Below are 21,110 nucleotides of genomic sequence, written 5' to 3'. Positions count from 1 at the left end.
CGAGTGTCCTTCCGGCAGGAAGGTTCGCGATAGCCCAATCCTGTTTCTCTCTTGCCCGATCCTGCTGGTGCAGGCATGAAAAAAGCCCGCCATCGATCTGATGGCGGGCTTTTATATGGTTTGGTGGGCCCTGAGTGACTCGAACACTCGACCTACGGATTAAGAGTCCGCTGCTCTACCAACTGAGCTAAGAGCCCCTGATCGACATTGCTGTCATTCAGGCAATCCCACGATTATAGCCATATCGCGAGGCGGCCTCGCTCAAGCGCGCTCGAAAATGCACGCGATGCCCTGGCCGCCGCCGATGCACATCGTCACCAATGCGTAGCGGCCCTGGATGCGTTCGAGCTCGTACAGCGCCTTCACGGTGATCAGTGCGCCGGTGGCGCCGATCGGGTGGCCAAGCGAGATGCCCGAGCCGTTCGGGTTCACCTTGGCGGCATCCAGCCCGAGATCCTTGCTCACCGCGCAGGCCTGCGCCGCGAAGGCTTCGTTGGCCTCGACCACATCCATGTCCGATGCCTTGAGGCCCGCTTTCTCCAGTGCCTTGCGCGAGGCCGGCACCGGGCCGATGCCCATGTAGGCCGGGTCGACGCCGGCGAAGGCATAGGCCACGACGCGCGCCATCGGCTTGAGGCCGCGGCGCGCCGCCTCTTCTTTCTCCATTAGCACCACCGCCGCTGCCGCGTCGTTGATGCCCGAGGCATTGCCGGCGGTCACCGTGCCGTTTTCCTTCAGGAAGGCGGGCTTGAGCTTCGCCATGTCCTCGATCTTGGCGTCGAAGCGCACGTGCTCGTCGGTATCGAACAGCGTCGTGCCTTTGCGGCTCTCCAGCGGCACCGGGACGATCTGCGTCTTGAAGTAGCCGTTCTCGATGGCCTTCTGCGCGCGCTGGTGGCTGGCGAGCGCGGTCTGGTCCTGCGTTTCGCGGCTGATGCCCCATTTTTTCGCGACGTTCTCCGCCGTCACGCCCATGTGGATGTTCTCGAACGGGTCGTGCAGCGCGCCGATCATCATGTCGACCAGCTTGGCATCGCCCATGCGCACGCCCCAGCGCGCGGTGAGCGAAGAGAGCGGGGCGCGGCTCATGCTTTCCGCGCCGCCGCCGACGGCCACCTTGGCGTCGCCGAGCTGGATGCTTTGCGCCGCGCTCACGATCGCCTGCAGGCCCGATCCGCACAGCCGGTTCACGGTGAGGGCAGGGGTCTCCTGGGCGCAGCCGCCCTCGATGGCGGCCACGCGCGCCATGTACATGTCGCGCGGCTCGGTGTTGACCACGTGGCCGAACACCACGTGCTCCACGTCCTTGCCGTCGACCTTGGCGCGCGCGAGCGCCTCCCTGGTCACCAGCGCCGCCAGCCGCGTGGGCGGCACATCCTTGAGGCTTCCGCCGAAAGTACCGATTGCGGTGCGTACACCGCTCACGACAACCACTTCTTTCATGACGATTCTCCGGTGCAAAAAGGAAGGGTCAATGATGCCAGCCGAGCGCTTCCCGTACTGACGCCGGCGTTACCATGCCTGCCCGAACAAGGAGCCGCCAAATGATCGAAGCCAACACCATCCGCCACATCGTGGTGACCGGCGCCGCCGGCGCGCTCGGCCGCGCCGTCGTGCAGCATTTTCTCGACCAGGGCGCCCGCGTGGCGCTGCTCGACCACCGCATGGAGCATCTGACCGACGCGTTTCCGGGGCTCGACAACTCGCAACACCTGTTGCTGCAGGCTGACGTGACTTCGGCGTCGGCCATGGCCGACGCCGCGACGCAGATCCTCGCGGCCTTCAAGCAGGTCGACGCGCTGGTCCACATCGCCGGCGGCTTCGAGATGGGCGAGCCGGTGCATGCGCTGAGCCGCGCGGCCTGGGACCGGATGATGAACCTGAACGCTTGGTCCTTCGTGGCCGTCTCGCAGGCGCTGGTGCCCTCGATGATCGAGCGCAAGGCCGGCAGCGTGATCGCCGTCAGCGCCAAGACCGCGGCGCGCGGCGCGGCCGGGATGGCGGCCTACATCGCGTCGAAGAGTGCGCTGCAACGCTTGGTCGAGGCGGCGGCGGCCGAGCTGGCGCCGCACGGTATCCAGGTCAACAGCATCGCGCCCAGCGTGCTCGACACGCCGGCCAATCGCCAGGCCATGCCCGACGCCAAGCCCGACAACTGGGTGTCGACCGCGGTGGCCGCGCAGACCATCGGCTTCCTGGCCTCGCCGGCGGCCGCCGCGCTGCACGGCCAGCACCTGACATTGGACGCCTGAAAACAAAAAGGCCCCAGCGATGCGCCGAGGCCTTCGAGAGATGTTGGTGGAGAGGAGGAGGATCGAACTCCCGACCTCCGCATTGCGAACGCGGCGCTCTCCCAGCTGAGCTACCCCCCCAACGCAAAGCGAATTTTAACCAGAACCGACGCCCCAACGCACAAGGAGCACGAATCGCATGGCCTTCGACGACCCCGCCTGGCTGGAGGGCATGTACAACAACCTGGCGCGGGTGAAGGACCATCCCACGTACCTCGAGCGCTGGGCCCGCGATTCCGCCGCCGCGCGCGACACCTTGCCCGGCCGGCTCGACTTGTCCTATGGCCAGGGGCCCAACGAAATGCTCGACGTTTTTCCCGCTCCGGTGCCCGATGCGCCCGTGCTGGTGTTCATCCACGGCGGCTACTGGCGCGCGCTCGACAAGAGCGACCATTCCTTCGTCGCGCCCGCGTTCAACGACCGCGGCGTGTGCGTGGTCGTGCCGAACTATGCGCTGTGCCCCGGGCCGGCCAATCGGCCCGTGACCGTGCCGGATATCCTGCTGCAGATGGTGCGCGCGCTCGAATGGACCTGGCGCCACATCGCGGCCTACGGCGGCGACCCTGAGCGCATCACCGTCGCCGGCCATTCGGCAGGCGGCCACATGGCGGCGGCGCTGCTGGCCTGCGACTGGAAGGCGGTCGCGCCCGATCTGCCGGCGCAGCTGGTGCGCAACGCGCTCTCGATCTCGGGCCTCTACGACCTGCGGCCGCTGCAGCGCACGCCCTTCCTGGAACACGTGCTGCGCTTGAGCGATGCGGATGTGCTGCGCGCCAGCCCCGTGCTGTGGCCGGCACCCGCGCGCGGCCAGCTCTATGCGGTCGCGGGCGGCGACGAGAGCGAGGAGTTCATCCGCCACAACGCGGCGATTCGCGCGGCCTGGGGCCGCAACACGGTGCCCGTTTGCGAGGTGCTGCCAGGCCTGCACCACTTCAGCATTGTCGATGCCTTCGCCGATCCGGCGCACAGGCTGCACCGGCATGCGGCACAGCTGCTCGAGGCCTGATCGCAGGCCCCGAAGGGCGGCCTACATCAGCAGGTGTTCGCCCGCGTTGTCGCCGCCGAGCATGACGTAGTTGACCTTGCGGATGTCCATGAGCTTGCGCCCGCCCGCATAGCTGATGGAGCTCTGGATGTCCTGCTCCATTTCGACCAGCGTGTCGGCCAGCTTGCCCTTGATCGGCTCGAGGATGCGCTTGCCCTCGACGTGCTTGTACTCGCCCTTGTTGAAGTCGCTGGCCGAGCCGTAGTACTCCTTGAAGAGCACGCCGTCGACTTCCACCGTCTGGCCCGGCGAGTCCTCGTGGCCGGCGAAGAGCGAGCCGATCATCACCATCGAGGCGCCGAAGCGGATGCTCTTGGCGATGTCGCCATGGTCGCGGATGCCCCCGTCGGCAATGATCGGCTTGGTGGCGACGCGTGCGCACCACTTGAGCGCCGACAGTTGCCAGCCGCCGGTGCCGAAACCGGTCTTGAGCTTGGTGATGCACACCTTGCCCGGACCGACGCCGACCTTGGTTGCATCCGCACCCCAGTTCTCCAGGTCGATCACGGCCTCGGGCGTGCCGACGTTGCCTGCGATCACGAAGGCCTTCGGCAGCTTCTTCTTGAGGTACGCGATCATGTTCTTCACGCTGTCGGCATGGCCGTGCGCGATGTCGATCGTGATGTATTCGGGTGTGAGGCCGGCGGCGGCCAGCTGGTCCACCGTCTGGTAGTCCGGCTTCTTCACGCCCAGCGAGATGGATGCGAACACGCCCTTGGCATGCATGTCCTTCACGAACTGCAGGTTGTCGAGGTCGAAGCGGTGCATCACGTAGAAGTAGCCGTTCTGCGCCAGCCAGGTGCAGATGGTCTCGTCGACCACCGTCTTCATGTTTGCGGGCACCGTCGGGATGCGGAAGCTGCGGCCGCCGAGGGTGACGCTGGCGTCGCATTCGGATCTGCTCTCGACCACGCATTTGCGGGGCAGCAAGAGGATGTTGTCGTAGTCGAAAATCTGCATAAAACCAAGCTCCTGTGAAATGACTGCCCCCCGGCTCGCCACTTCGTGTGCTTCGCCACCCCCCGAGGGGGAGGCTCGGCCGCCTTGGGGCGGCCCGGCGGCGTCCGGGAATTGAGCGCTTGGTCCGGCCGGCTTTCGCAAACGAAAAACCGGGCGCAAGAAACTTGGGCCCGGTAACTGATTTTACGCGCCCGATCGGAAACGCGTGCTCAGGGACTTCGTATAACCCGCATACGCCGTGCTTTCTACAATCGACGGATGTTCACCGACCTCGCGGCCACCGCAGATTCGCCCCTGCTGCACAACCTCAACGCCGAGCAGCGGGCCGCGGTCGCCTTGCCGGCCGGCAACGCGCTGATCCTCGCCGGCGCCGGCTCGGGCAAGACGCGGGTGCTCACCACCCGCATCGCCTGGCTGCTGCAGACCGGCCAGGTGTCGCCCGGCGGCATCCTGGCCGTGACCTTCACCAACAAGGCGGCGAAGGAAATGATGACGCGGCTGACCGCGATGCTGCCGGTCAACGTGCGCGGCATGTGGATCGGCACCTTCCACGGCCTTTGCAACCGATTCCTGCGCGCGCACTGGAAGCTCGCCGACCTGCCGTCCACCTTCCAGATCCTCGACACGCAGGACCAGCTCTCGGCCATCAAGCGCCTGATGAAGCAATACAACGTCGACGACGAGCGCTTCCCGGCCAAGCAGACCCAGTGGTTCATCGCCGGCGCCAAAGAAGACGGCCTGCGCCCGCGCGATGTGGAGATCCGCAGCGAGGACGACCGCAAGAAGGTCGAGCTCTACCAGCTCTACGAAGAGCAGTGCCAGCGCGAAGGCGTGGTCGATTTCGGCGAGCTCATGCTGCGCAGCTACGAACTGCTGCGCGACAACGACCCGGTGCGCGAGCACTACCAGCGGCGCTTCCGCCACATCCTGATCGACGAATTCCAGGACACCAATCGTCTGCAGTACGCATGGATCAAGATGCTTTCTGGCAGCACCGTCGAAGGCCGTTTCGTGCCCGGCGACAACAGCGTGATCGCGGTCGGCGACGACGACCAGAGCATCTACGCCTTCCGCGGCGCGCGGGTGGGCAACATGGCCGATTTCGTGCGCGAGTTCGACGTCTCGCACCAGATCAAGCTCGAACAGAACTACCGCAGCTTCAGCAACATCCTCGATTCGGCCAACGAGCTGATCAGCCACAACAAGAAGCGGCTGGGCAAGAACCTGCGCACCGACCAAGGCCCGGGCGAGCCGGTGCGCGTCTACGAATCGACCAGCGACTTCGCCGAGGCGCAATGGATGGTCGAGGAGATGCGCCAGCTGGTGCGCGACGGCATCGAACGCAAGGAAATGGCGGTGCTCTACCGCAGCAATGCGCAAAGCCGGGTGATCGAAACGGCGCTCTTCAACGCGGCCGTGCCGTACCGCGTCTACGGCGGCCTGCGCTTCTTCGAACGCGCCGAGATCAAGCATGCGCTGGCCTACCTGCGCCTGCTTGAGAACAAGGACGACGACACCAGTTTCCTGCGCATTGTCAACTTCCCGCCGCGCGGCATCGGCGCGCGCAGCATCGAGCAGCTGCAGGACGCGGCCCGCGCGGCCGGCCGCTCGCTGCACGACGCGGTCAACGCGGTGGGCGGCAAGGCCGGCTCCAACCTGTCGGCTTTCGTCGCCAAGATCGACGTGCTGCGCGAGCAGACGCAAGGCATGTCGTTGCGCGAGATCATCGAGCTGGTGCTCGACCACAGCGGCCTGATCGAGCACTACAAGGCCGACCGCGAAGGCGCCGACCGCATCGAGAACCTGGAAGAACTGGTCAATGCGGCCGAGAGCTTCGTCACGCAGGAAGGCTTCGGCCGCGACGCGGTGGCGATGCCGGTCGACGAGCTGCGGCAGTCGCCGGCCAGCCAGGGCCTCGACCCGAACCGCCCCGTCATCGACGAGCCGCTGGCGCCGGATGCCGAAACCGGCGAAACCATGAGCCCGCTGGCGGCTTTCCTGACCCATGCCGCGCTGGAGTCGGGCGACAACCAGGCGCAAGCCGGCCAGGATGCGGTGCAGCTGATGACCGTGCATGCGGCCAAGGGCCTCGAATTCGACTGCGTGTTCATCACCGGCATGGAAGAGGGCCTGTTCCCGCACGAGAACTCGATGAGCGACTACGAGAGCCTCGAGGAGGAGCGCCGGCTGATGTACGTGGCCATCACCCGCGCGCGCCGGCGCCTGTATCTCAGCCATTCTCAGACGCGCATGCTGCACGGCCAGACGCGCTACAACGTGAAGAGCCGCTTCTTCGACGAGCTGCCCGAAGGCGCACTCAAGTGGCTGACGCCCAAGAACCAGGGCTTTGCACCCTCGGCCTTCGGCTACGGCGGCGGGTACGCGACCACGCGCGGCGGGGCCGGCGGATACGGCAAGGACACATTCGCCAGCCCGCCGGTGCCGCCGCAGAAGAGCGCGCCTTCGCACGGCCTGCGCTCCGGAATGCAGGTGTTCCACAACAAGTTCGGCGAAGGCACGGTGCTGGCACTGGAAGGCAGCGGCGACGATGCGCGTGCGCAGATCAACTTTCCCCGCCACGGGGTCAAGTGGCTGGCGCTGTCGGTCGCCAAGTTGACGCCCGTATAAAGACTGCTAATCAGCCCGAAAGCTGTCCCGGAAGGTGAACCAGGTCGAGCTCAGCGACATCGCCGCCAGAACCAGCGCGCTGCCGATCATCAGCGCGCCGCCGATGGCCGAGGCGCCGTCGCCCATGCCGATCGCGCCGACGCCCACCAGCACCGTGGCCACGAGGCCGATGCCGATGCCCGCAGCGAGGAACACGCCGAACCACGACAGGCAGAACATCGCATAGGCGCCGAAGTTGCGGAACAGCGCGACCAGGCTGAAGAACAGACTCTTCACCGGCTCGACCTGGTGCCAATGCACGAGTGCCGGCGCGTGCCACATCGCGAGCGACAGCGGCAGATTGAGGACCATGACGAACAGGCGCGCGGTCTGGAAGTCACTGCTTGCGATCACCTCGGGCGTGAGCGTTTCGTCCAGCAGGTAGGCGCGCGCCAGCTGGCCGCCGTCGATCAGGGCCGAAACCCCCACGGCGGCGACGAAATAGACCGCCGAAATGATGCCCAGCACGACCATTCGCCGCCATTCGGCACGCACGGCGCCCACTGCGGCGATGAACATGGCCGGGGCGGCCGGCTTCTGGGTGTCGTTGGCATACGCGACCGAGGTGGCGACCATCAGTCCGAGCGTCATGAAGGGCAGCAGGATCGGTGCCAGCACGCTGCCGAGGAAGGGCAGTTGCGAAGCGATCGAGATCGCCGCCATGAACAGGAAGAACAGCGAGATGAAGGCGAGCGGCTGCCGCCAGAAGGTCTTGAGTCCGAGGCGGACCCATTCGGCGCCGGTGCGCGCCGGCACGAGATTCAGTTTCATGGGATTAGGGCCCGTACACAGGCCCCTCAGGCGGCCAGCGGCTCGGCAGTCGGACGCGTGCCTTCGAAAGAGGAGAACAGTGCCGCCGGCGCACGGACGCGTTCGCGCAGCACACGCTCGAAATGGGTCGGGTCATGGGCCTTGAGCATGCTCGCTTCCCGTGGCAGGTGGAAGTCCCACAGCCGCGAAATCCAGAAGCGCAGCGCCGCGGCGCGCAGCATGGCGGGCAGCAGGGCGCGCTCGGCTCCGGTCAGCGGCCGCACGCTGCCGTAGGCAGCCAGCAGGGCGTCGGCATGGGCCGCATCGTGGCGGCCGCTCTGCAGGTCGATGGCCCAGTCGTTCAGGCACACGGCGAGGTCGAACAGCCAGCTGTCGGTGCCGGCGAAATAGAAGTCGAACACGCCGGTCAGGCGCGGCGTCTCGCTTTCGGTGTCGAACATCGCGTTGTCGCGGAACAGGTCGGCATGCACCGGCCCGCGCGGCAGGGCCGCGTAGGCCGAGGATTGGGCGACGTGGTTCTGGTACGCGAGTTCGCTTTGCAGCAACGCGGCTTGCGGAGCGTCGAGGTAGGGCAGGACCACCGGCGCGGTGTCGTTCCACCAGGGCAGGCCGCGCAGGTTGGGCTGCATGCGCGGAAAGTCGCGACCCGCAAAATGCATGCGCGCCAGCAGGCGGCCCAGCTCGGCGCAATGCGCGGCCGTCGGTGCCAGTTCGCTCTTTCCCTGCAGCCGCTGCACCAGAGCCGCCGGCTTGCCGGCCACTTTGTGCAGGAACTCGCAGGGCGCATTGGCGGGGATGGAAAGCGCGTGGCCGTCGGGCGGCGCCACGGCCGGGTCGGCCACCGGCTCCGGCACCGGAATGCCGCGCGCCGCCAGATGCTTCATCAGGCAGAGGTAGTAAGGCAGTTGTTCGGCGCCCAGGCGCTCGAACAGCGTCAGGACGAACTCGCCCGACGCGGTGCTCGCGAAGTAATTGGTGTTCTCGATGCCGCCCTCGATGCCTCTGAGCGAGGCGAGCGGGCCCAGGCCGAGGCGCTGCACCAGCGCATCGGCTTCGTCGAACCCGACTTCAGTGAAGACCGCCACCGCCCGGGCTCAGAACTTGAGCACGTTCCAGACCCGCGGGCCGTTGCCGCCGGTGCCGGTTTCGGACTGGCCCTGGCGGTCGCGCCCGCCGTAGTTCGGCAACACCTCGTAGGAGGGCACGTTGGCCTTCGGCGTCACCGTGATGCTCTGGGTCTGTCCGCCGTAGCGCACTTCGTCGACCGCGGCGCCGCTGTCTTCGACGTGGATGTGCTCGATCTTCTGGTTCTGGCGCGGCGATGCTGCCTGTTCCTGGCCCTGCGGGGCGCCGGGCGGCGGCGCGCTTTGGGCGTGAACGGCGGCCAGCGGTGCGGCGCAGGCCAGGGCGGCCGTCAGGGCGCCGCGAACGAGCAGAAGGGTTGGGGAGGACATGACGAGGATTGTAGGCGCCGGCCTCGCGGCAGGTGTCAGCCGGCGGCGATCTTCGCCGTCGTGCGGAAGCCCGAGCGCGGCACGGCAAAATGCTCCGATGACCGACAAGAAAACGTTGCTGCTCGTCGATGGTTCGAGCTACCTCTACCGCGCCTTCCACGCGATGCCCGATTTGCGCGCCGTGCCGGGCGATGCCGGCAGCCCGGCCACGGGCGCCATCCGCGGAATGATCAACATGATGCAGGCGCTGCGCCGCGAGGTGCGGGCCGACTACGCAGCGTGCGTGTTCGACGCGCCGGGAAAGACCTTTCGCGACGACTGGTATCCGCAATACAAGGCCAACCGCTCGCCGATGCCCGACGACCTGCGCAGTCAGGTCGAGCCGATCCACCAGGTGGTCAAGCTGCTCGGCTGGCCGGTGCTGTGCGTGCCCGACATCGAGGCCGACGACGTGATCGGCACCCTGGCCCGCACCGCGGCCAACCAGGGCATCGAGGTGATCGTCTCCAGCGGCGACAAGGACCTGAGCCAGCTGGTCGACGAGCACGTCACCATCATCGACACCATGAACGGCAAGAAGCGCGACGTGGCGGGCGTGACGGCCGAATTCGGCGTGCCGCCGACCCTGATGATCGACTACCAGACCCTGGTGGGCGACAGCGTCGACAACGTGCCCGGCGTGGAGAAGGTCGGCCCGAAGACTGCCGCCAAATGGCTGCTCGAATACGGCTCGCTCGATGCGCTGATCGCCCGCGCCGGCGAGGTGAAGGGCCAGGCCGGCGAGAACCTGCGCAAGGCGCTCGACTGGCTTCCGCAAGGCAAGCGCCTCGTGACCATCCGTACCGACTGCGAGCTCGATGGCCACGTGAGCGGCCTGCCTTCGCTGGCCGGCATCGCCATCGGCCCCCAGCAGATCGACGAGCTGAAGGGCTTCTACGAGAAGTACGGTTTCAAGAGCCTGGTGAAGACGCTGGAAGCGCACGAGGTCTCGCCCGAGCTGATCGAGGAGAACAAGAAGAAAAAAGGCCCCGAAGGCGGCACCGGCCTGTTCGACGAACCGGGCTTCGAGGCCGCGGCGAAGGCCACCAACCTGGCCTACGACACGGTCATGAACTGGGAGGCCTTCGACGCCTGGCTCGCGAAGCTCCAGGCGGCCGAGTTGGTCGCGATCGACACTGAAACCAACTCGCTCGACGAGATGCGCGCCGAGATCGTCGGCATCAGCTTCAGCGTGAAGCCCGGCGAGGCGGCCTATATTCCGGTGGCCCACAACTACCCCGATGCGCCGGCTCAGCTGCCGCGCGACGAGGTGCTCGCGAAGCTCAAGCCCTGGCTCGAGGACGGCACGAAGAAGAAGCTCGGGCAGCACATCAAGTACGACCGCCACGTGTTCGCCAACCACGGCATCGAGGTGCAGGGCTACGCGCACGACACCATGCTGCAGAGCTACGTGCTCGAAGTGCACAAGCCGCACGGCCTGGCCAGCCTGGCCGAGCGGCACCTGGGCCGCACTGGCATCGACTACGAAGACCTCTGCGGCAAGGGCGCGCACCAGATCCCGTTCAGCCAGGTTTCGATCGAGAAGGCCGCCGAGTACTCGTGCGAAGACTCCGATCAGACGCTGGACGTGCACCTCGCGCTGTGGCCCAAGCTCGAGGCCGACGAGAAGCTGCGCTACATCTACGAGCTGGAGATGGCGTCCAGCGAAGCGCTCTACCGCGTCGAGCGCAACGGCGTGCTGATCGACGCACCCACGCTGGCCGCGCAGAGCAACGAGCTCGGCAAGCGGATCATGGCGCTGGAGCAGGAGGCCTACGAGCTTGCGGGCCAGCCCTTCAACCTCGGTTCGCCCAAGCAGATCGGCGAGGTCTTCTTCACCAAGCTGGGTCTGCCGGTGGTCAAGAAGACGCCGAGCGGCGCACCGAGCACCGACGAAGAGGTGCTCGAAAAACTGGCCGAAGACTTCCCGCTGCCGGCCAAGATCCTGGAGCACCGCGGCCTCTCGAAGCTCAAGGGCACCTATACCGACAAGCTCGGGCAACTGGCGAACCCGCGCTCGGGCCGCGTCCACACGCACTATGCGCAGGCGGTCGCGGTGACCGGGCGGCTGTCGAGCAACGACCCCAACCTGCAGAACATCCCGATCCGCACCGCCGAGGGCCGCCGCGTGCGCGAGGCCTTCGTGGCGCCTGCCGGCAGCGTGATCGCGAGCTCCGACTATTCGCAGATCGAGCTGCGCATCATGGCTCACATCAGTGGCGACGAGTCGCTCTTGCGCGCCTTCACCGAAGGCATCGACGTGCACCGCGCGACCGCGGCCGAAGTCTTCGGCGTGGCGGTGGAGCAGGTTTCGAGCGAGCAGCGCCGCTATGCGAAGGTCATCAACTTCGGGCTGATCTACGGCATGAGCAGCTTCGGCCTCGCGCGCAATCTGGGCATCGAGACCAAGGCCGCGGCCTCCTACATCGACCGCTATTTCGCGCGTTATCCCGGCGTGAAGATCTACATGGACGAGACCAAGGCGCTGGCCAAGCAGAAGGGCTATGTCGAGACTGTGTTCGGCCGCCGCCTTTATCTGCCCGAGATCAATTCGCCCAACGGCCCGCGGCGCGGCGGGGCGGAGCGCGCGGCGATCAACGCGCCGATGCAGGGCACCGCGGCCGACCTGATCAAGCTCAGCATGGTGAAGGTGCAGGAGGTGCTCGATGCCGAAAAGCGCCGCACGAAGATGATCATGCAGGTGCACGACGAACTGGTGTTCGAAGTGCCCGAAGACGAAGTCGAGTGGGTCCGCACCGAGATCCCGCGACTCATGGCCGGCGTGGCGGAGCTCAAGGTCCCGTTGCTGGCCGAAATCGGCTTTGGTCCCAACTGGGACAAGGCGCATTGACGAACGACAACTCAAGGAAAGAAGAATGAAACTCCCGCGTCATCTGCATGCCTTCGTCATCGGCACCGTCTGTGCCGCTTGGTTCGGTGTCGCCTCGGCCGCACCCGACGAGCGCATCGCCGCGCTGGCGGCCAAGGAAAAACCCGCTCTGCTCGAAACGCTGAAGCAGTTGGTCTCGATCGAGTCCGGCAGCCGCGACCTCGAAGGCCTGGACAAGATCGCCAACCTGATCGCCGACAAGTTCAAGGCGCTCGGCGGCCAGGTCGAGCTGATCGACCCGACGGCCGATGCCTACCGCATGGAAGACACGCCCGAGAAGATCGGCAAGGTCGTGCGCGCCACCTGGAAGGGCACCGGCAGCAAGAAGATCATGCTGATCGCGCACATGGACACGGTCTACCAGATCGGCATGCTCGCCAAGCAGCCCTTCCGCATCGAAGGCGACAAGGCCTACGGCCTCGGCATTGCCGACGACAAGCAGGGCGTGGCAGTCATCACGCACACCGTCGCCCTGCTCAAGGCGCTGGACTTCAAGGAGTACGGCACGCTCACCGTGCTGATCAATGGCGACGAGGAGATCAGCTCGCCCGGTTCGCGCAACCTCATCACCCGATTGGGCGGCGAGCACGACGTGGTGATGTCCTACGAAGGCGCCTCCGTCAAGGAAGACAAGCTCTCGCTCGCCACCGCGGGCATCGCCTCGGTCTCGCTCAACGTCACGGGCAAGGCTTCGCACGCGGGCTCGGCGCCCGAGCTCGGCGTGAACGCGCTCTACGAGCTCTCGCACCAGATCCTGCAGATGCGTGACCTGTCCGACCCGGCCACCGGCCTCAAGATGAATTGGACCATCTCCAAGTCGGGCAGCAACCGCAACGTGATCCCGGCCGCGGCCAGCGCCGGTGCCGACGTGCGCGTGCTGAAGGTCGGCGACTACGACCGCATCGAAAAGCAGGTGCAGGAGCGCGTGAAGAAGCAGCTCATTCCCGAAGCCAAGGTCGAGATGAAGTTCGAGCGCCGCCGCCCGCCGCTGGAGGCCACCGACGCCTCGCGTGCGCTGGCCAGCCATGCGCAGCAGGTCTACAAGGAGTTCGGCCGCGAGCTGGGCGCCGACGACAAGGTGGCCGGCGGCGGCACCGATGCCGCCTTCGCCGCGCTGAAGACGAAGGCGCCGGTGGTCGAGCGCTTCGGCCTGCAGGGCTTCGGCGCGCACTCGGCCGATGCCGAATACGTGCTGATCGATTCGATCGAGCCGCGGCTCTACCTCGCGGCACGCATGGTCATGGACATCTCGCGCGGCAAGGTCGACCACTAACGGCCGGCTATTGCGTCCCGCGATGCGCCTGCGCCATATCGAAGTCTTCAACGCCATCATGCTCACCGGCAGCGTGAGCGCGGCGGCGCGGCTCATCAACATCACGCAGCCGGCGGTCAGCCGCACGCTGCAGCATGCCGAGATCCAGCTCGGCTTCTCGCTGTTCCAGCGCGCCAAGGGGCGGCTCACGCCGACCACCGAGGCGCTGGCGCTCTATCCGCACATCGAGCGCCTGTTCGCGCAGCTCGACGAGGTACAGCGGCTGGCCGCCAACCTGCGCAGCGCCAGCGACGTGGGCGAGCTGCGCATCCTCACCGTGCTCGCGCTCAGCTACGAGGTGCTGCCGCGCGCGCTCAAGAGCTTCCGCCAGAAGCACCCGGGCATCGCCGTCACGGTGGAGTCGCTGCATTCGCCGCAGATCATGTCGGCCCTGCTGCTGCAGGAGGCCGACGTGGGCTTCGCCTTCAGTCCCGCGGTCCATCCCTCGCTCACGCAGGAGACGCTGGCGGACAGCCGCATGGTGTGCATCGCGCCCAAGGGCATGCTGCCGCGCGCGCTGGTGCGCAACGGCTCGGCGGCGCTGCACGACCTGGTGAACCTGCCGGTGGTCGGGCTGGACAGCCGCGATCCCGTCGGCACCAGCCTGAGCCAGGCCTGCCGGCAGGCCGGCGTGGGCTTCCAGCAGGCGGTGGTCACGGTGCAGACCTACCACGCGGCGCTGGCGATGGCGCACCACGGGCTCGGGGTCGCGCTGGTCGACGGCTGCACGGCGAACTCGGCCGATCGCACCAAGGTCGACGTGCTGACGCTGGAGCCGCACATCCCGGTGCCGATTCGCGCGCTGCGCTTTGCCGGCAAGCCCGACTCGGTGGCGGTGCGCGGCATCACGCGCTGCATGCGCGAGGCGATCGAAGGAATGGCTTAGACGAGGCTTTGCGCGACGCGCTGCGCCGAACCGAAAGCCAGCGTGAAGCCCAGCGCCCCGTGCCCGGTGTTGAACAGCATGTTGGACGGGGCGCCCGCCAGGCGGCCGATGATCGGCACGCCGGTCGGCGTGGCCGGGCGCATGCCGGTCCAGGGATGCAGTACCTCGAAGCGGCTCGCCTGCGGGAACACGGCGCGCGTCGCCTCGGCCAGCGTCTCGATGCGCGTGGCGGGGATGCTCGCATCGTGCCCCACGAGCTCGGCCATGCCCGCCACCCGCAAGCGCGACCCGATGCGCGCGAACACCACCTTGCGTGCGCTGTCGGTCACGCTCACCCGCGGCGCGGCGCCGGGCGCCGGATCGACGTCGACCGTGATGCTGTAGCCCTTGAGCGGATAGACCGGTAGGTAGGCGCCCAACTGGCGCCCAAGCCGGTGCGATGCCGCGCCCAGTGCCATGACGAAGGCATCGGCTTCCACGTCGCCGGCGCCGGTCTGCACCGCGGTCACGCGGTCGTTGCGGACATCGAAGCCGCGCACTTCGCAATCGAGCACGAAGCGCACGCCGCGCGCGCGCAGCGCGCGCTCGAGTGCGATGCAGACCTTGAGGCAGTCCGCGGCGCACTCGCTCGGCGTGTGGATGGCGCCGGCCATCCGGGCGCGGTAGCCGGCCAGCGCGGGCTCGATCGCGATGCACTCCTCGGGCGTGACGAGGCGCTGTTCGCTGCCCATCGCCTGCTGCAGTTCGAGTTGCCGGCGCGCGCCTTCGAGCGCGCCGGCGCTCGCGTAGAGCACCAGCTTGCCGGTGGCGGAGAAGTCGCAGTCGGGCGCCACGTCGGCCAGCATCTGCTCGAAGGCGCGGCGGCTCTCCGCGGCGAGCGCGAGCAGGCGCATCGTCGTGCCGCGCGAGGTCCGGGCGTTGCAGGCCGCCAGGAAGGCCAGGCCCCAGCGCCACTGCAGGGGGTCGAGCTGCGGCCGCAGCTTGAGCGGGGAGGAGGGCGAGAGCAGGAGCTTGGGCAGCTGCTTCCAGATCGAGGGGTCGGCCAGCGGCTGCACATACGAATAGCTCAGCTGGGCGCCGTTGCCGCCGCTCGCACCGGCGCCCGGCGCGGCGCGATCGATCACGCTCACCTCGAAGCCCTGCCGGTTCAATTGCCAGGCCGTGGCCAGGCCCACGATGCCGGCACCCAGCACGCACACATGCATGACGCTCCTTCCTGTCGCTGCTTGTTGTTGGATGCGAAAGACTCTAGGGCCGCATCGCTCGAGCGTGAAATGCCAAAACCGCCGCGGGCCATAGCCAAAGCTCATGCCCTCCGGTGGCTGCCCATAACTTTTGGTCATGGCCATGGGCGCAAAAGGAATTGTGACCGGCGCATGAATCGTTCCTACACTCCGCAACACATTCCATATCCACCGAAAGGGCTCGCATGAAACTTTCCGCATTGATGGCCGCCGTTCTGCTCACCGTTGCCGCGACGGGCGCGCAAGCCGCCGACACCCTGGCCAAGATCGCCGAGTCCGGCAAGATCACGCTGGCCTACCGCGAGTCTTCGGTGCCCTTCAGCTATCTCGACGGCCCGAACAAGCCGATCGGCTTCTCGGTCGAGCTGTCCAACGCGGTGGTCGAGGCGGTGAAGAAGAAGCTCAACAAGCCGAACCTGCAGGTGGCGCTGATGCCGGTGACCTCGCAGAACCGGATCCCGCTGATCCAGAACGGCACCATCGACCTGGAGTGCGGCTCGACCACCAACAACAGCGCGCGCGGCAAGGACGTGTCCTTCGCCATCAACCACTTCTACACCGGCACGCGCCTGCTGACGAAGAAGTCGTCCAAGATCAAGAACTACGCCGACCTCGCGAAGAAGACGGTGGCCAGCACCACCGGCACCACCAACGCGCTGGTCATGCGCAAGTACAACACCGAGAAGAGTCTCGACATGGACATCGTGCTCGGCAAGGATCATGCCGACGCTTTCCTGCTGGTCGAGAGCGACCGCGCGGTGGCTTTCGCGATGGACGACATCTTGCTCTTCGGCCTGATCGCCAACGCCAAGAACCCGGCCGAATTCGAAGTGGTCGGCGATGCGCTGCAGGTCGAGCCCTACGCCTGCATGCTGCCCAAGGACGACGCGGCCTTCAAGAAGGTGGTGGACGACACCATCGTCGGCCTCATGAAGAGCGGCGAGTTCGAGAAGATGTACAACAAGTGGTTCATGTCGCCGATCGCGCCGAAGAACGCGCCGCTCAACCTGCCGATGAGCCCGCAGCTGCGCGACAACATCAAAACTCCGAGCGACAAGCCAGCGACCTGACGGGTTGAGGCGCGCCTCCGGCGGAGCACGCAACCTCGCGGGCGCATTCTCCGCCCTGATCGCCTACATTGCGGCGTGCGCTTCGCAGCTGCGCCTTCTTTGTCCGTCGATCAACTGGAGTAATACGACATGCCTCAATTCGATACGGGTTCCGAGCTGAAAGCCGAATTCGATTCGCTTCGCCCCGGCGAAAGCACGGAACAGGGCGCCACGCGCCGCACTGCGCTGAAAGCTGCGATCGGCGTCGGCTACGCGGCCGCCACGCTGCCCATCGCTGCGCAGACCGCGATCAAGACTCCGGCCGACGGCCTCAAGGCCGGCCCCATCAAGTACAACGTCAACGGCTTCGACGTACCGGGCTATGCGGCTGCACCGGCCGGCAAGACCGGTCTGCCGGTGGTGCTCGTGATCCAGGAGATCTTCGGCGTGCACGAGTACATCGCCGACACCTGCCGGCGCTTCGCCAAGGCCGGCTACCTGGCGATCGCGCCCGAGCTTTATGCGCGGCAGGGCGACCCGAGGACCTACACCGACATTCCGAAGTTGCAGGCCGAGGTGGTCAGCAAGGTGCCCGATGCCCAGGTCATGGCCGACCTCGACGGCGCGCTGAAATACGCGGCCGCCAACGGCGGCGACGTGGATGAGGCTGCGATCACCGGCTTTTGCTGGGGAGGCCGCATCGTCTGGCTCTATGCAGCCACCGGCAAGGTCAAGGCCGGCGCGGCCTGGTACGGCCGCCTGGTCGGCCAGCCCAGCGAACTCACGCCCAGGCATCCGATCGACATCGCCGCCACCCTCAAGGCGCCGGTGCTCGGCCTCTATGGCGGCAAGGACCAGGGCATCCCCCTTGACACGGTTGATAAGATGAAAGCGGCTCTGGCAACCGGCACTCCGGCGGCCAAGGCCTCCCAGTTCGTCGTGTACCCCGAAGCGGGCCATGCCTTCCATGCCGACTACCGGCCGAGCTACGTTGCCGGCCCTGCCGAAGACGGCTGGAAGCGCACCCTGGCCTGGTTCCAAGCCAACGGTGTCGCCTAGAGAGCGGCATTCGCCAGCCGCTTTCCACCGAAAGCCGTCCGATGGGCGGCTTTTATTTTTTATGAAGCAGTCATGAACCTGTTAGCCATCATCGCCGCGACCCTGGTCGCCGGCATCGGAAGTGTCTGGATCGCCGCGCTGCTGCTGCGCGTGGGCGTGAAGAGCGGCGGCGGCGTGAATCCGCAGCATCTGCTGAGCCTGGCCGCCGGCGCGCTGCTGGCCACCGCTTTCATGCATCTCCTGCCCGAGGCTTTCGAGAGCCGCATCGAGCCCGGCCTGCTGTTCGGCGTGCTGCTGTTCGGCCTGGTCTTCTTCTTCCTGCTCGACAAGGCCGAGCTGTGGCACCACGGCCACGAGCATCACCACGATGGCGAGGCCCGCGAAGCGCACGGGCATGACCACCACGATCGGCACGACCATGCGCACGCCCATTCGGATCCTCATGGCCACACTTCCAAGGGTGGCGGCTGGGCCGTGCTCACCGGCGACAGCGTGCACTGCTTCGGTGATGGCATCCTGATCGCGTCGGCCTTCATCGCCGACCTGCGCCTGGGCCTGGTGGCGGCGCTCGCGGTGCTGGCGCACGAGGTGCCGCACCACATCGGCGATTTGGTCGTGCTGCGCCAGAGTTCGCCCAATCCGCGCGCCGCGCTGATCAAGGTCTCGCTCGCCGGCACCATGACCGCGCTGGGCGGGCTGGCCGGCTGGTGGCTGGTCGATCGGCTGCACGGCTGGCTGCCGTACTTCCTGGTGCTGGCCTCCAGCAGCTTCGTCTACGTCGCGCTGGCCGACCTGATCCCGCAACTGCAGAAGCGCCTGGCCGCGCGCCAGACCGCCTTGCAGATCGCCTGGCTCGCGGTCGGCATCCTGCTGGTCATGGGGGTGAGCCGGCTGGCCCACGGCGACCACGAACACACCGATCCGGCGCCTGCGCACGAAGAGCACGGCCACAAGCACTGAAGGCGCAGATGGGGCGCTCTCCGACACACCGGCCTGCGCCGTAGGTCCACACTCGGGGCTGTTCAACGCGACCGAGGAGGCTCACACTTGGGGGCTGCCCAACGCGATCCATCAGTCAAGGAGCCGATCATGACCAGCGCCGATCCCCCGCTGCGTTCCGCTGTTACAAGCGACAACCCGACGGACGACGAACTCGACGACGAGCTGCCCGAAGACGAGGCCGAGGCCGAGGAAGAAGAAGAGGCCGAAGCTGCTGACGAGTTGTCGGAGGAGACCGGCATCGATCTGACCGACGCCAGCGAACTCGATGCCGACAACGTGCCGGCCGACGAGGAGTTCGACCGCGTGATGCAAGCGCCGGATTGAAACTCCAGGTCGAGGTCGGCGCATGGACGGTGAATTGGCCGAGCTGTTCGCCTTCCACATACCGGTGTGGGAGATCATCCTGCGCGGCAGCGCGATCTACTGGTTCCTGCTGCTGCTGTTCCGCTTCATCCTGCGGCGCGATGCCGGATCGCTGGGCATCGCCGATCTGCTGTTCGTCGTGCTCATCGCCGACGCATCGAGCAACGCGATGCAGGGCGAATACCGCTCGATCGCCGAGGGCTTCGTGCTGCTCGCCACGCTGGCGGCCTGGAACTACATGCTCGACTGGGCCAGCTACCGCAGCAAAGCGATCAAGCGCCTGATGGAGCCGCCGCCCGAACCACTGATCCGCGACGGCAAGATGGTCTGGAAGGCGCTCAAGCGCAACCTGATCACCGAGGACGAACTGAAGTCCAAGCTGCGCGAGAAGGGGATCGAAGCGATGGACGCCATCCGGCTCGCCTACCTCGAAAGCGACGGCCAGATCAGCGTGCTCGAGCGCGCCGGGCCTCAGAGCGGCGCTGGCAAGCAGCACGACCAGCCTGCGCCGCGGCGTCCGGGCGCAGGCTGAGCCGCGCGCGGGCTTTCAGTCTTCGAGCGTGAAGCCCACCTTCAGCGTCACCTGCCAGTGCGCCACCTTGCCGTCCTGCACATGGCCGCGGGTCTCGGTGACCTCGAACCACTGGATGTTGCGCACCGACTCGCTGGCCTTCGAGATCGCGCGCAGCACGGCGTCGTCGCTGCTCGTGGGCGAGGAGCCGGTGAGTTCGAGGAGTTTGTAGACGTGGTTGGACATGGAGCGCTCCTTGACGATGGAACAGGGGGCGATGCCGCGGATGGCACCGGCCTGTCCATCATAGGCTTCAGGCCATCGCTTCCTGGTGCTGCATCAGCTCCTCCTTGCGCGCCGCCAGCTGCTCCTTCAGCGCGACCAGATCCATCTTGGACTTGCGCGCCTTGTCGAAGATCTGTTCGCGCTCTTCCTTCACATGGTGATCGATGTATTCGCCGAGCACGATCACCTTGGCATCGAACAGCGCCTCCTCGGGGCCCATGGATTCGATCTGCGCGATCAGTTCCTTGGCCGTCGAATGCTCCACGGTGGCTTCGTCGAGCAGCGCATCGTCGTGGATGGCGGCGCGCGCCGCCGGATAGAAGATCTCTTCCTCGATCTGCGCATGCACGCTCAGCTCGCGGCAGATCTGGTCGGCCAAGGCCTCGCGCTGATCGGCGGGCGCCTTGGCTTCGGCCAGCTTGCTGAATTCCTGGAACAGTTTTTTCACGGCGATGTGGTCCGCGTCCAGTAGATCGACGGCGTCGTTCTTCTTGGGAGGTGCTTTGCTCATGATGCTGATTCCTTTGGTGGGATGTCGTGGGTGGATTTCGTGGGCGGCGCAGCCGCGTGCCTGCGCCAGGGGCCACACTAGAAATCGCACCGTGCCGACCCTGTGAGGGTCTGCATGACATGCGCGTAGGACGAACGCGATCCCCGCGCGACAGCGCTGGCAGCTACTTGGCGCCGCCCGTGTACTTGGTCACGCTCTCGGCCGTGACGTGATAGCCGCTCACGCCCATCATCGAGTCGTTGCGCAGGGTCTGCAGCTTGCCGGTGACCCACACCGTGTCCATGGCGCGGAACTTCGCACCCTGGCGCGGGCGCACGTGCAGGATCTGATTGGCCGGCGGCGGCGGCGTGTGGATGCAGGCGCCGAAGTAGGGCACCAGCAGGAACTCGGTGACCTCACCCTTGTTCTCCTCGAGCGGCACGATGAAGCCCGGGATCTTCACCTCGACGCCGTTCATCGCCGGATTGGTCGGCGCGTTGTTCGAGACCTCCTGCATCTTCAGCAGCAGGTCGTTGGCGCGCGGATCGCCGTCTTCGAGCTTGCTCAGGTCCATGCCCTTGAATTCCTTCATCGGGTCCCAGTCCTTGGGCACCAGCTCTTCCCACGAGATGAGCCGGGGCTGGCCCGCCGCGGGCTTGGCGGCAGCGGCCTTGCCGCCGATCGGATTGGTCGGCGAGGTCGCCTGCGGCGCGGGGTCGGCCGCGAAGGCCGCGGTTGCAGCGGCGGTGCACAGGGTCATGAGCAGGGGGCGCAGCATCGTCTTCTTCATCT

The 21,110-nt window shown here is 66.7% G+C and carries 20 protein-coding genes and 2 tRNA genes; 11 read left to right on the top strand and 11 right to left on the bottom strand.

What is annotated here, in order from left to right:
• Positions 1-121: 121 nt before the first annotated feature.
• Positions 122-197: transfer RNA gene (locus tag BLS74_RS12400), tRNA-Lys, on the bottom strand.
• Positions 198-261: 64 nt separating this feature from the next.
• Positions 262-1,443, bottom strand: a complete 1,182-nt coding sequence (gene bktB / locus BLS74_RS12395; protein ID WP_093106378.1) for a beta-ketothiolase BktB — start codon at positions 1,441-1,443, stop codon at positions 262-264.
• Positions 1,444-1,544: 101 nt separating this feature from the next.
• Here bktB and BLS74_RS12390 point away from each other — a divergent pair, with 101 nt between their 5' ends.
• Positions 1,545-2,252 carry an SDR family NAD(P)-dependent oxidoreductase gene (locus tag BLS74_RS12390; protein ID WP_093106376.1) on the top strand — a complete coding sequence of 236 codons (708 nt, stop codon included), beginning with the start codon at positions 1,545-1,547 and terminating at the stop codon, positions 2,250-2,252.
• 44 nt (positions 2,253-2,296) lie between these two features.
• Here the strand turns inward: BLS74_RS12390 and BLS74_RS12385 are convergent.
• A tRNA-Ala gene (locus BLS74_RS12385) sits at positions 2,297-2,372 on the bottom strand.
• 58 nt (positions 2,373-2,430) lie between these two features.
• Between BLS74_RS12385 and BLS74_RS12380 the strand changes: the two genes are divergently transcribed.
• On the top strand, positions 2,431-3,297 hold the full coding sequence (locus tag BLS74_RS12380; RefSeq protein WP_093106374.1) for an alpha/beta hydrolase: 867 nt from the start codon (positions 2,431-2,433) through the stop codon (positions 3,295-3,297).
• 21 nt (positions 3,298-3,318) lie between these two features.
• Here BLS74_RS12380 and BLS74_RS12375 read toward each other — a convergent pair whose 3' ends face one another.
• Positions 3,319-4,296, bottom strand: coding sequence for a GMP reductase (locus BLS74_RS12375; protein WP_093106371.1), 978 nt, complete (start codon positions 4,294-4,296; stop codon positions 3,319-3,321).
• Between the two features lie 258 nt (positions 4,297-4,554).
• On the opposite strand from BLS74_RS12375, the gene BLS74_RS12370 reads away from it, so the two are divergent.
• Entirely contained in the window at positions 4,555-6,924 is a 2,370-nt protein-coding gene (locus BLS74_RS12370; RefSeq protein ID WP_093106369.1) for a UvrD-helicase domain-containing protein, read from the top strand.
• Positions 6,925-6,930: 6 nt separating this feature from the next.
• On the opposite strand, the gene BLS74_RS12365 is transcribed toward BLS74_RS12370, so the two are convergent.
• From BLS74_RS12365 to BLS74_RS12355, 3 genes are read right to left on the bottom strand one after another with little or no spacing between them, the layout of a single operon-like run.
• Positions 6,931-7,734, bottom strand: coding sequence for a BPSS1780 family membrane protein (locus BLS74_RS12365; protein WP_093106366.1), 804 nt, complete (start codon positions 7,732-7,734; stop codon positions 6,931-6,933).
• A gap of 26 nt (positions 7,735-7,760) precedes the next feature.
• Complete coding sequence (locus tag BLS74_RS12360; protein ID WP_093106363.1) at positions 7,761-8,819, bottom strand: homoserine kinase; 1,059 nt, start codon at positions 8,817-8,819, stop codon at positions 7,761-7,763.
• Positions 8,820-8,828: 9 nt separating this feature from the next.
• A complete protein-coding gene (locus BLS74_RS12355) occupies positions 8,829-9,188 on the bottom strand; it encodes a hypothetical protein (protein WP_093106361.1) in 360 nt (119 codons plus the stop codon).
• A 97-nt stretch (positions 9,189-9,285) separates the two neighbouring features.
• Between BLS74_RS12355 and polA the strand changes: the two genes are divergently transcribed.
• From polA to BLS74_RS12340, 3 genes are read left to right on the top strand one after another with little or no spacing between them, the layout of a single operon-like run.
• Positions 9,286-12,078 (top strand): DNA polymerase I, encoded by a 2,793-nt coding sequence (gene polA, locus BLS74_RS12350; RefSeq protein WP_093106358.1) that lies wholly within the window; start codon positions 9,286-9,288, stop codon positions 12,076-12,078.
• A gap of 25 nt (positions 12,079-12,103) precedes the next feature.
• On the top strand, positions 12,104-13,390 hold the full coding sequence (locus BLS74_RS12345; protein ID WP_093106356.1) for a M20/M25/M40 family metallo-hydrolase: 1,287 nt from the start codon (positions 12,104-12,106) through the stop codon (positions 13,388-13,390).
• Positions 13,391-13,412: 22 nt separating this feature from the next.
• Positions 13,413-14,315, top strand: a complete 903-nt coding sequence (locus BLS74_RS12340) for a LysR family transcriptional regulator (protein ID WP_093106353.1) — start codon at positions 13,413-13,415, stop codon at positions 14,313-14,315.
• On the opposite strand, the gene BLS74_RS12335 is transcribed toward BLS74_RS12340, so the two are convergent.
• Entirely contained in the window at positions 14,312-15,520 is a 1,209-nt protein-coding gene (locus tag BLS74_RS12335; RefSeq protein ID WP_093106351.1) for a D-amino acid dehydrogenase, read from the bottom strand. The two genes, BLS74_RS12340 and BLS74_RS12335, sit on opposite strands and share 4 nt — an antisense overlap.
• A 224-nt stretch (positions 15,521-15,744) precedes the next feature.
• On the opposite strand from BLS74_RS12335, the gene BLS74_RS12330 reads away from it, so the two are divergent.
• From BLS74_RS12330 to BLS74_RS12310, 5 genes are all read left to right on the top strand, one after another.
• Positions 15,745-16,629: a transporter substrate-binding domain-containing protein gene (locus tag BLS74_RS12330; RefSeq protein WP_093106348.1), complete on the top strand. Its 885-nt coding sequence runs from the start codon at positions 15,745-15,747 to the stop codon at positions 16,627-16,629.
• Positions 16,630-16,758: 129 nt separating this feature from the next.
• Positions 16,759-17,667, top strand: coding sequence for a dienelactone hydrolase family protein (locus BLS74_RS12325; RefSeq protein WP_093106345.1), 909 nt, complete (start codon positions 16,759-16,761; stop codon positions 17,665-17,667).
• Between the two features lie 72 nt (positions 17,668-17,739).
• Positions 17,740-18,627 carry a ZIP family metal transporter gene (locus BLS74_RS12320; RefSeq protein ID WP_093106343.1) on the top strand — a complete coding sequence of 296 codons (888 nt, stop codon included), beginning with the start codon at positions 17,740-17,742 and terminating at the stop codon, positions 18,625-18,627.
• A gap of 129 nt (positions 18,628-18,756) precedes the next feature.
• Complete coding sequence (locus BLS74_RS12315; RefSeq protein ID WP_093106340.1) at positions 18,757-18,993, top strand: hypothetical protein; 237 nt, start codon at positions 18,757-18,759, stop codon at positions 18,991-18,993.
• 22 nt (positions 18,994-19,015) lie between these two features.
• On the top strand, positions 19,016-19,564 hold the full coding sequence (locus BLS74_RS12310; protein WP_093106338.1) for a DUF421 domain-containing protein: 549 nt from the start codon (positions 19,016-19,018) through the stop codon (positions 19,562-19,564).
• A gap of 15 nt (positions 19,565-19,579) precedes the next feature.
• On the opposite strand, the gene BLS74_RS12305 is transcribed toward BLS74_RS12310, so the two are convergent.
• The 3 genes from BLS74_RS12305 to BLS74_RS12295 form a co-directional block, all read right to left on the bottom strand.
• The gene (locus tag BLS74_RS12305) at positions 19,580-19,789 is read right to left on the bottom strand and encodes a dodecin (protein WP_093106336.1); all 210 of its coding nucleotides are present in this window, start codon (positions 19,787-19,789) and stop codon (positions 19,580-19,582) included.
• A 67-nt stretch (positions 19,790-19,856) separates the two neighbouring features.
• The gene (locus BLS74_RS12300) at positions 19,857-20,339 is read right to left on the bottom strand and encodes a hemerythrin domain-containing protein (RefSeq protein ID WP_093106333.1); all 483 of its coding nucleotides are present in this window, start codon (positions 20,337-20,339) and stop codon (positions 19,857-19,859) included.
• 163 nt (positions 20,340-20,502) lie between these two features.
• Positions 20,503-21,108, bottom strand: a complete 606-nt coding sequence (locus tag BLS74_RS12295) for a DUF3299 domain-containing protein (RefSeq protein ID WP_093106330.1) — start codon at positions 21,106-21,108, stop codon at positions 20,503-20,505.
• Positions 21,109-21,110 lie beyond the last annotated feature (2 nt).

This window comes from Variovorax sp. CF079, assembly GCF_900101545.1.
GTDB lineage: Bacteria > Pseudomonadota > Gammaproteobacteria > Burkholderiales > Burkholderiaceae_C > Variovorax.
This window is presented reverse-complemented; position numbering and strand designations above follow the sequence as displayed.

Bases quoted from the DNA above. Each gene is read 5' to 3' on its own strand.
- bktB (WP_093106378.1), bottom strand. From the start codon at position 1,443: ATGAAAGAAGTGGTTGTCGTGAGCGGTGTACGCACCGCAATCGGTACT.
- BLS74_RS12390 (WP_093106376.1), top strand. From the start codon at position 1,545: ATGATCGAAGCCAACACCATCCGCCACATCGTGGTGACCGGCGCCGCC.
- BLS74_RS12380 (WP_093106374.1), top strand. From the start codon at position 2,431: ATGGCCTTCGACGACCCCGCCTGGCTGGAGGGCATGTACAACAACCTG.
- BLS74_RS12375 (WP_093106371.1), bottom strand. From the start codon at position 4,296: ATGCAGATTTTCGACTACGACAACATCCTCTTGCTGCCCCGCAAATGC.
- BLS74_RS12370 (WP_093106369.1), top strand. From the start codon at position 4,555: ATGTTCACCGACCTCGCGGCCACCGCAGATTCGCCCCTGCTGCACAAC.
- BLS74_RS12365 (WP_093106366.1), bottom strand. From the start codon at position 7,734: ATGAAACTGAATCTCGTGCCGGCGCGCACCGGCGCCGAATGGGTCCGC.
- BLS74_RS12355 (WP_093106361.1), bottom strand. From the start codon at position 9,188: ATGTCCTCCCCAACCCTTCTGCTCGTTCGCGGCGCCCTGACGGCCGCC.
- polA (WP_093106358.1), top strand. From the start codon at position 9,286: ATGACCGACAAGAAAACGTTGCTGCTCGTCGATGGTTCGAGCTACCTC.
- BLS74_RS12345 (WP_093106356.1), top strand. From the start codon at position 12,104: ATGAAACTCCCGCGTCATCTGCATGCCTTCGTCATCGGCACCGTCTGT.
- BLS74_RS12340 (WP_093106353.1), top strand. From the start codon at position 13,413: ATGCGCCTGCGCCATATCGAAGTCTTCAACGCCATCATGCTCACCGGC.
- BLS74_RS12335 (WP_093106351.1), bottom strand. From the start codon at position 15,520: ATGCATGTGTGCGTGCTGGGTGCCGGCATCGTGGGCCTGGCCACGGCC.
- BLS74_RS12330 (WP_093106348.1), top strand. From the start codon at position 15,745: ATGAAACTTTCCGCATTGATGGCCGCCGTTCTGCTCACCGTTGCCGCG.
- BLS74_RS12325 (WP_093106345.1), top strand. From the start codon at position 16,759: ATGCCTCAATTCGATACGGGTTCCGAGCTGAAAGCCGAATTCGATTCG.
- BLS74_RS12320 (WP_093106343.1), top strand. From the start codon at position 17,740: ATGAACCTGTTAGCCATCATCGCCGCGACCCTGGTCGCCGGCATCGGA.
- BLS74_RS12315 (WP_093106340.1), top strand. From the start codon at position 18,757: ATGACCAGCGCCGATCCCCCGCTGCGTTCCGCTGTTACAAGCGACAAC.
- BLS74_RS12310 (WP_093106338.1), top strand. From the start codon at position 19,016: ATGGACGGTGAATTGGCCGAGCTGTTCGCCTTCCACATACCGGTGTGG.
- BLS74_RS12305 (WP_093106336.1), bottom strand. From the start codon at position 19,789: ATGTCCAACCACGTCTACAAACTCCTCGAACTCACCGGCTCCTCGCCC.
- BLS74_RS12300 (WP_093106333.1), bottom strand. From the start codon at position 20,339: ATGAGCAAAGCACCTCCCAAGAAGAACGACGCCGTCGATCTACTGGAC.
- BLS74_RS12295 (WP_093106330.1), bottom strand. From the start codon at position 21,108: ATGAAGAAGACGATGCTGCGCCCCCTGCTCATGACCCTGTGCACCGCC.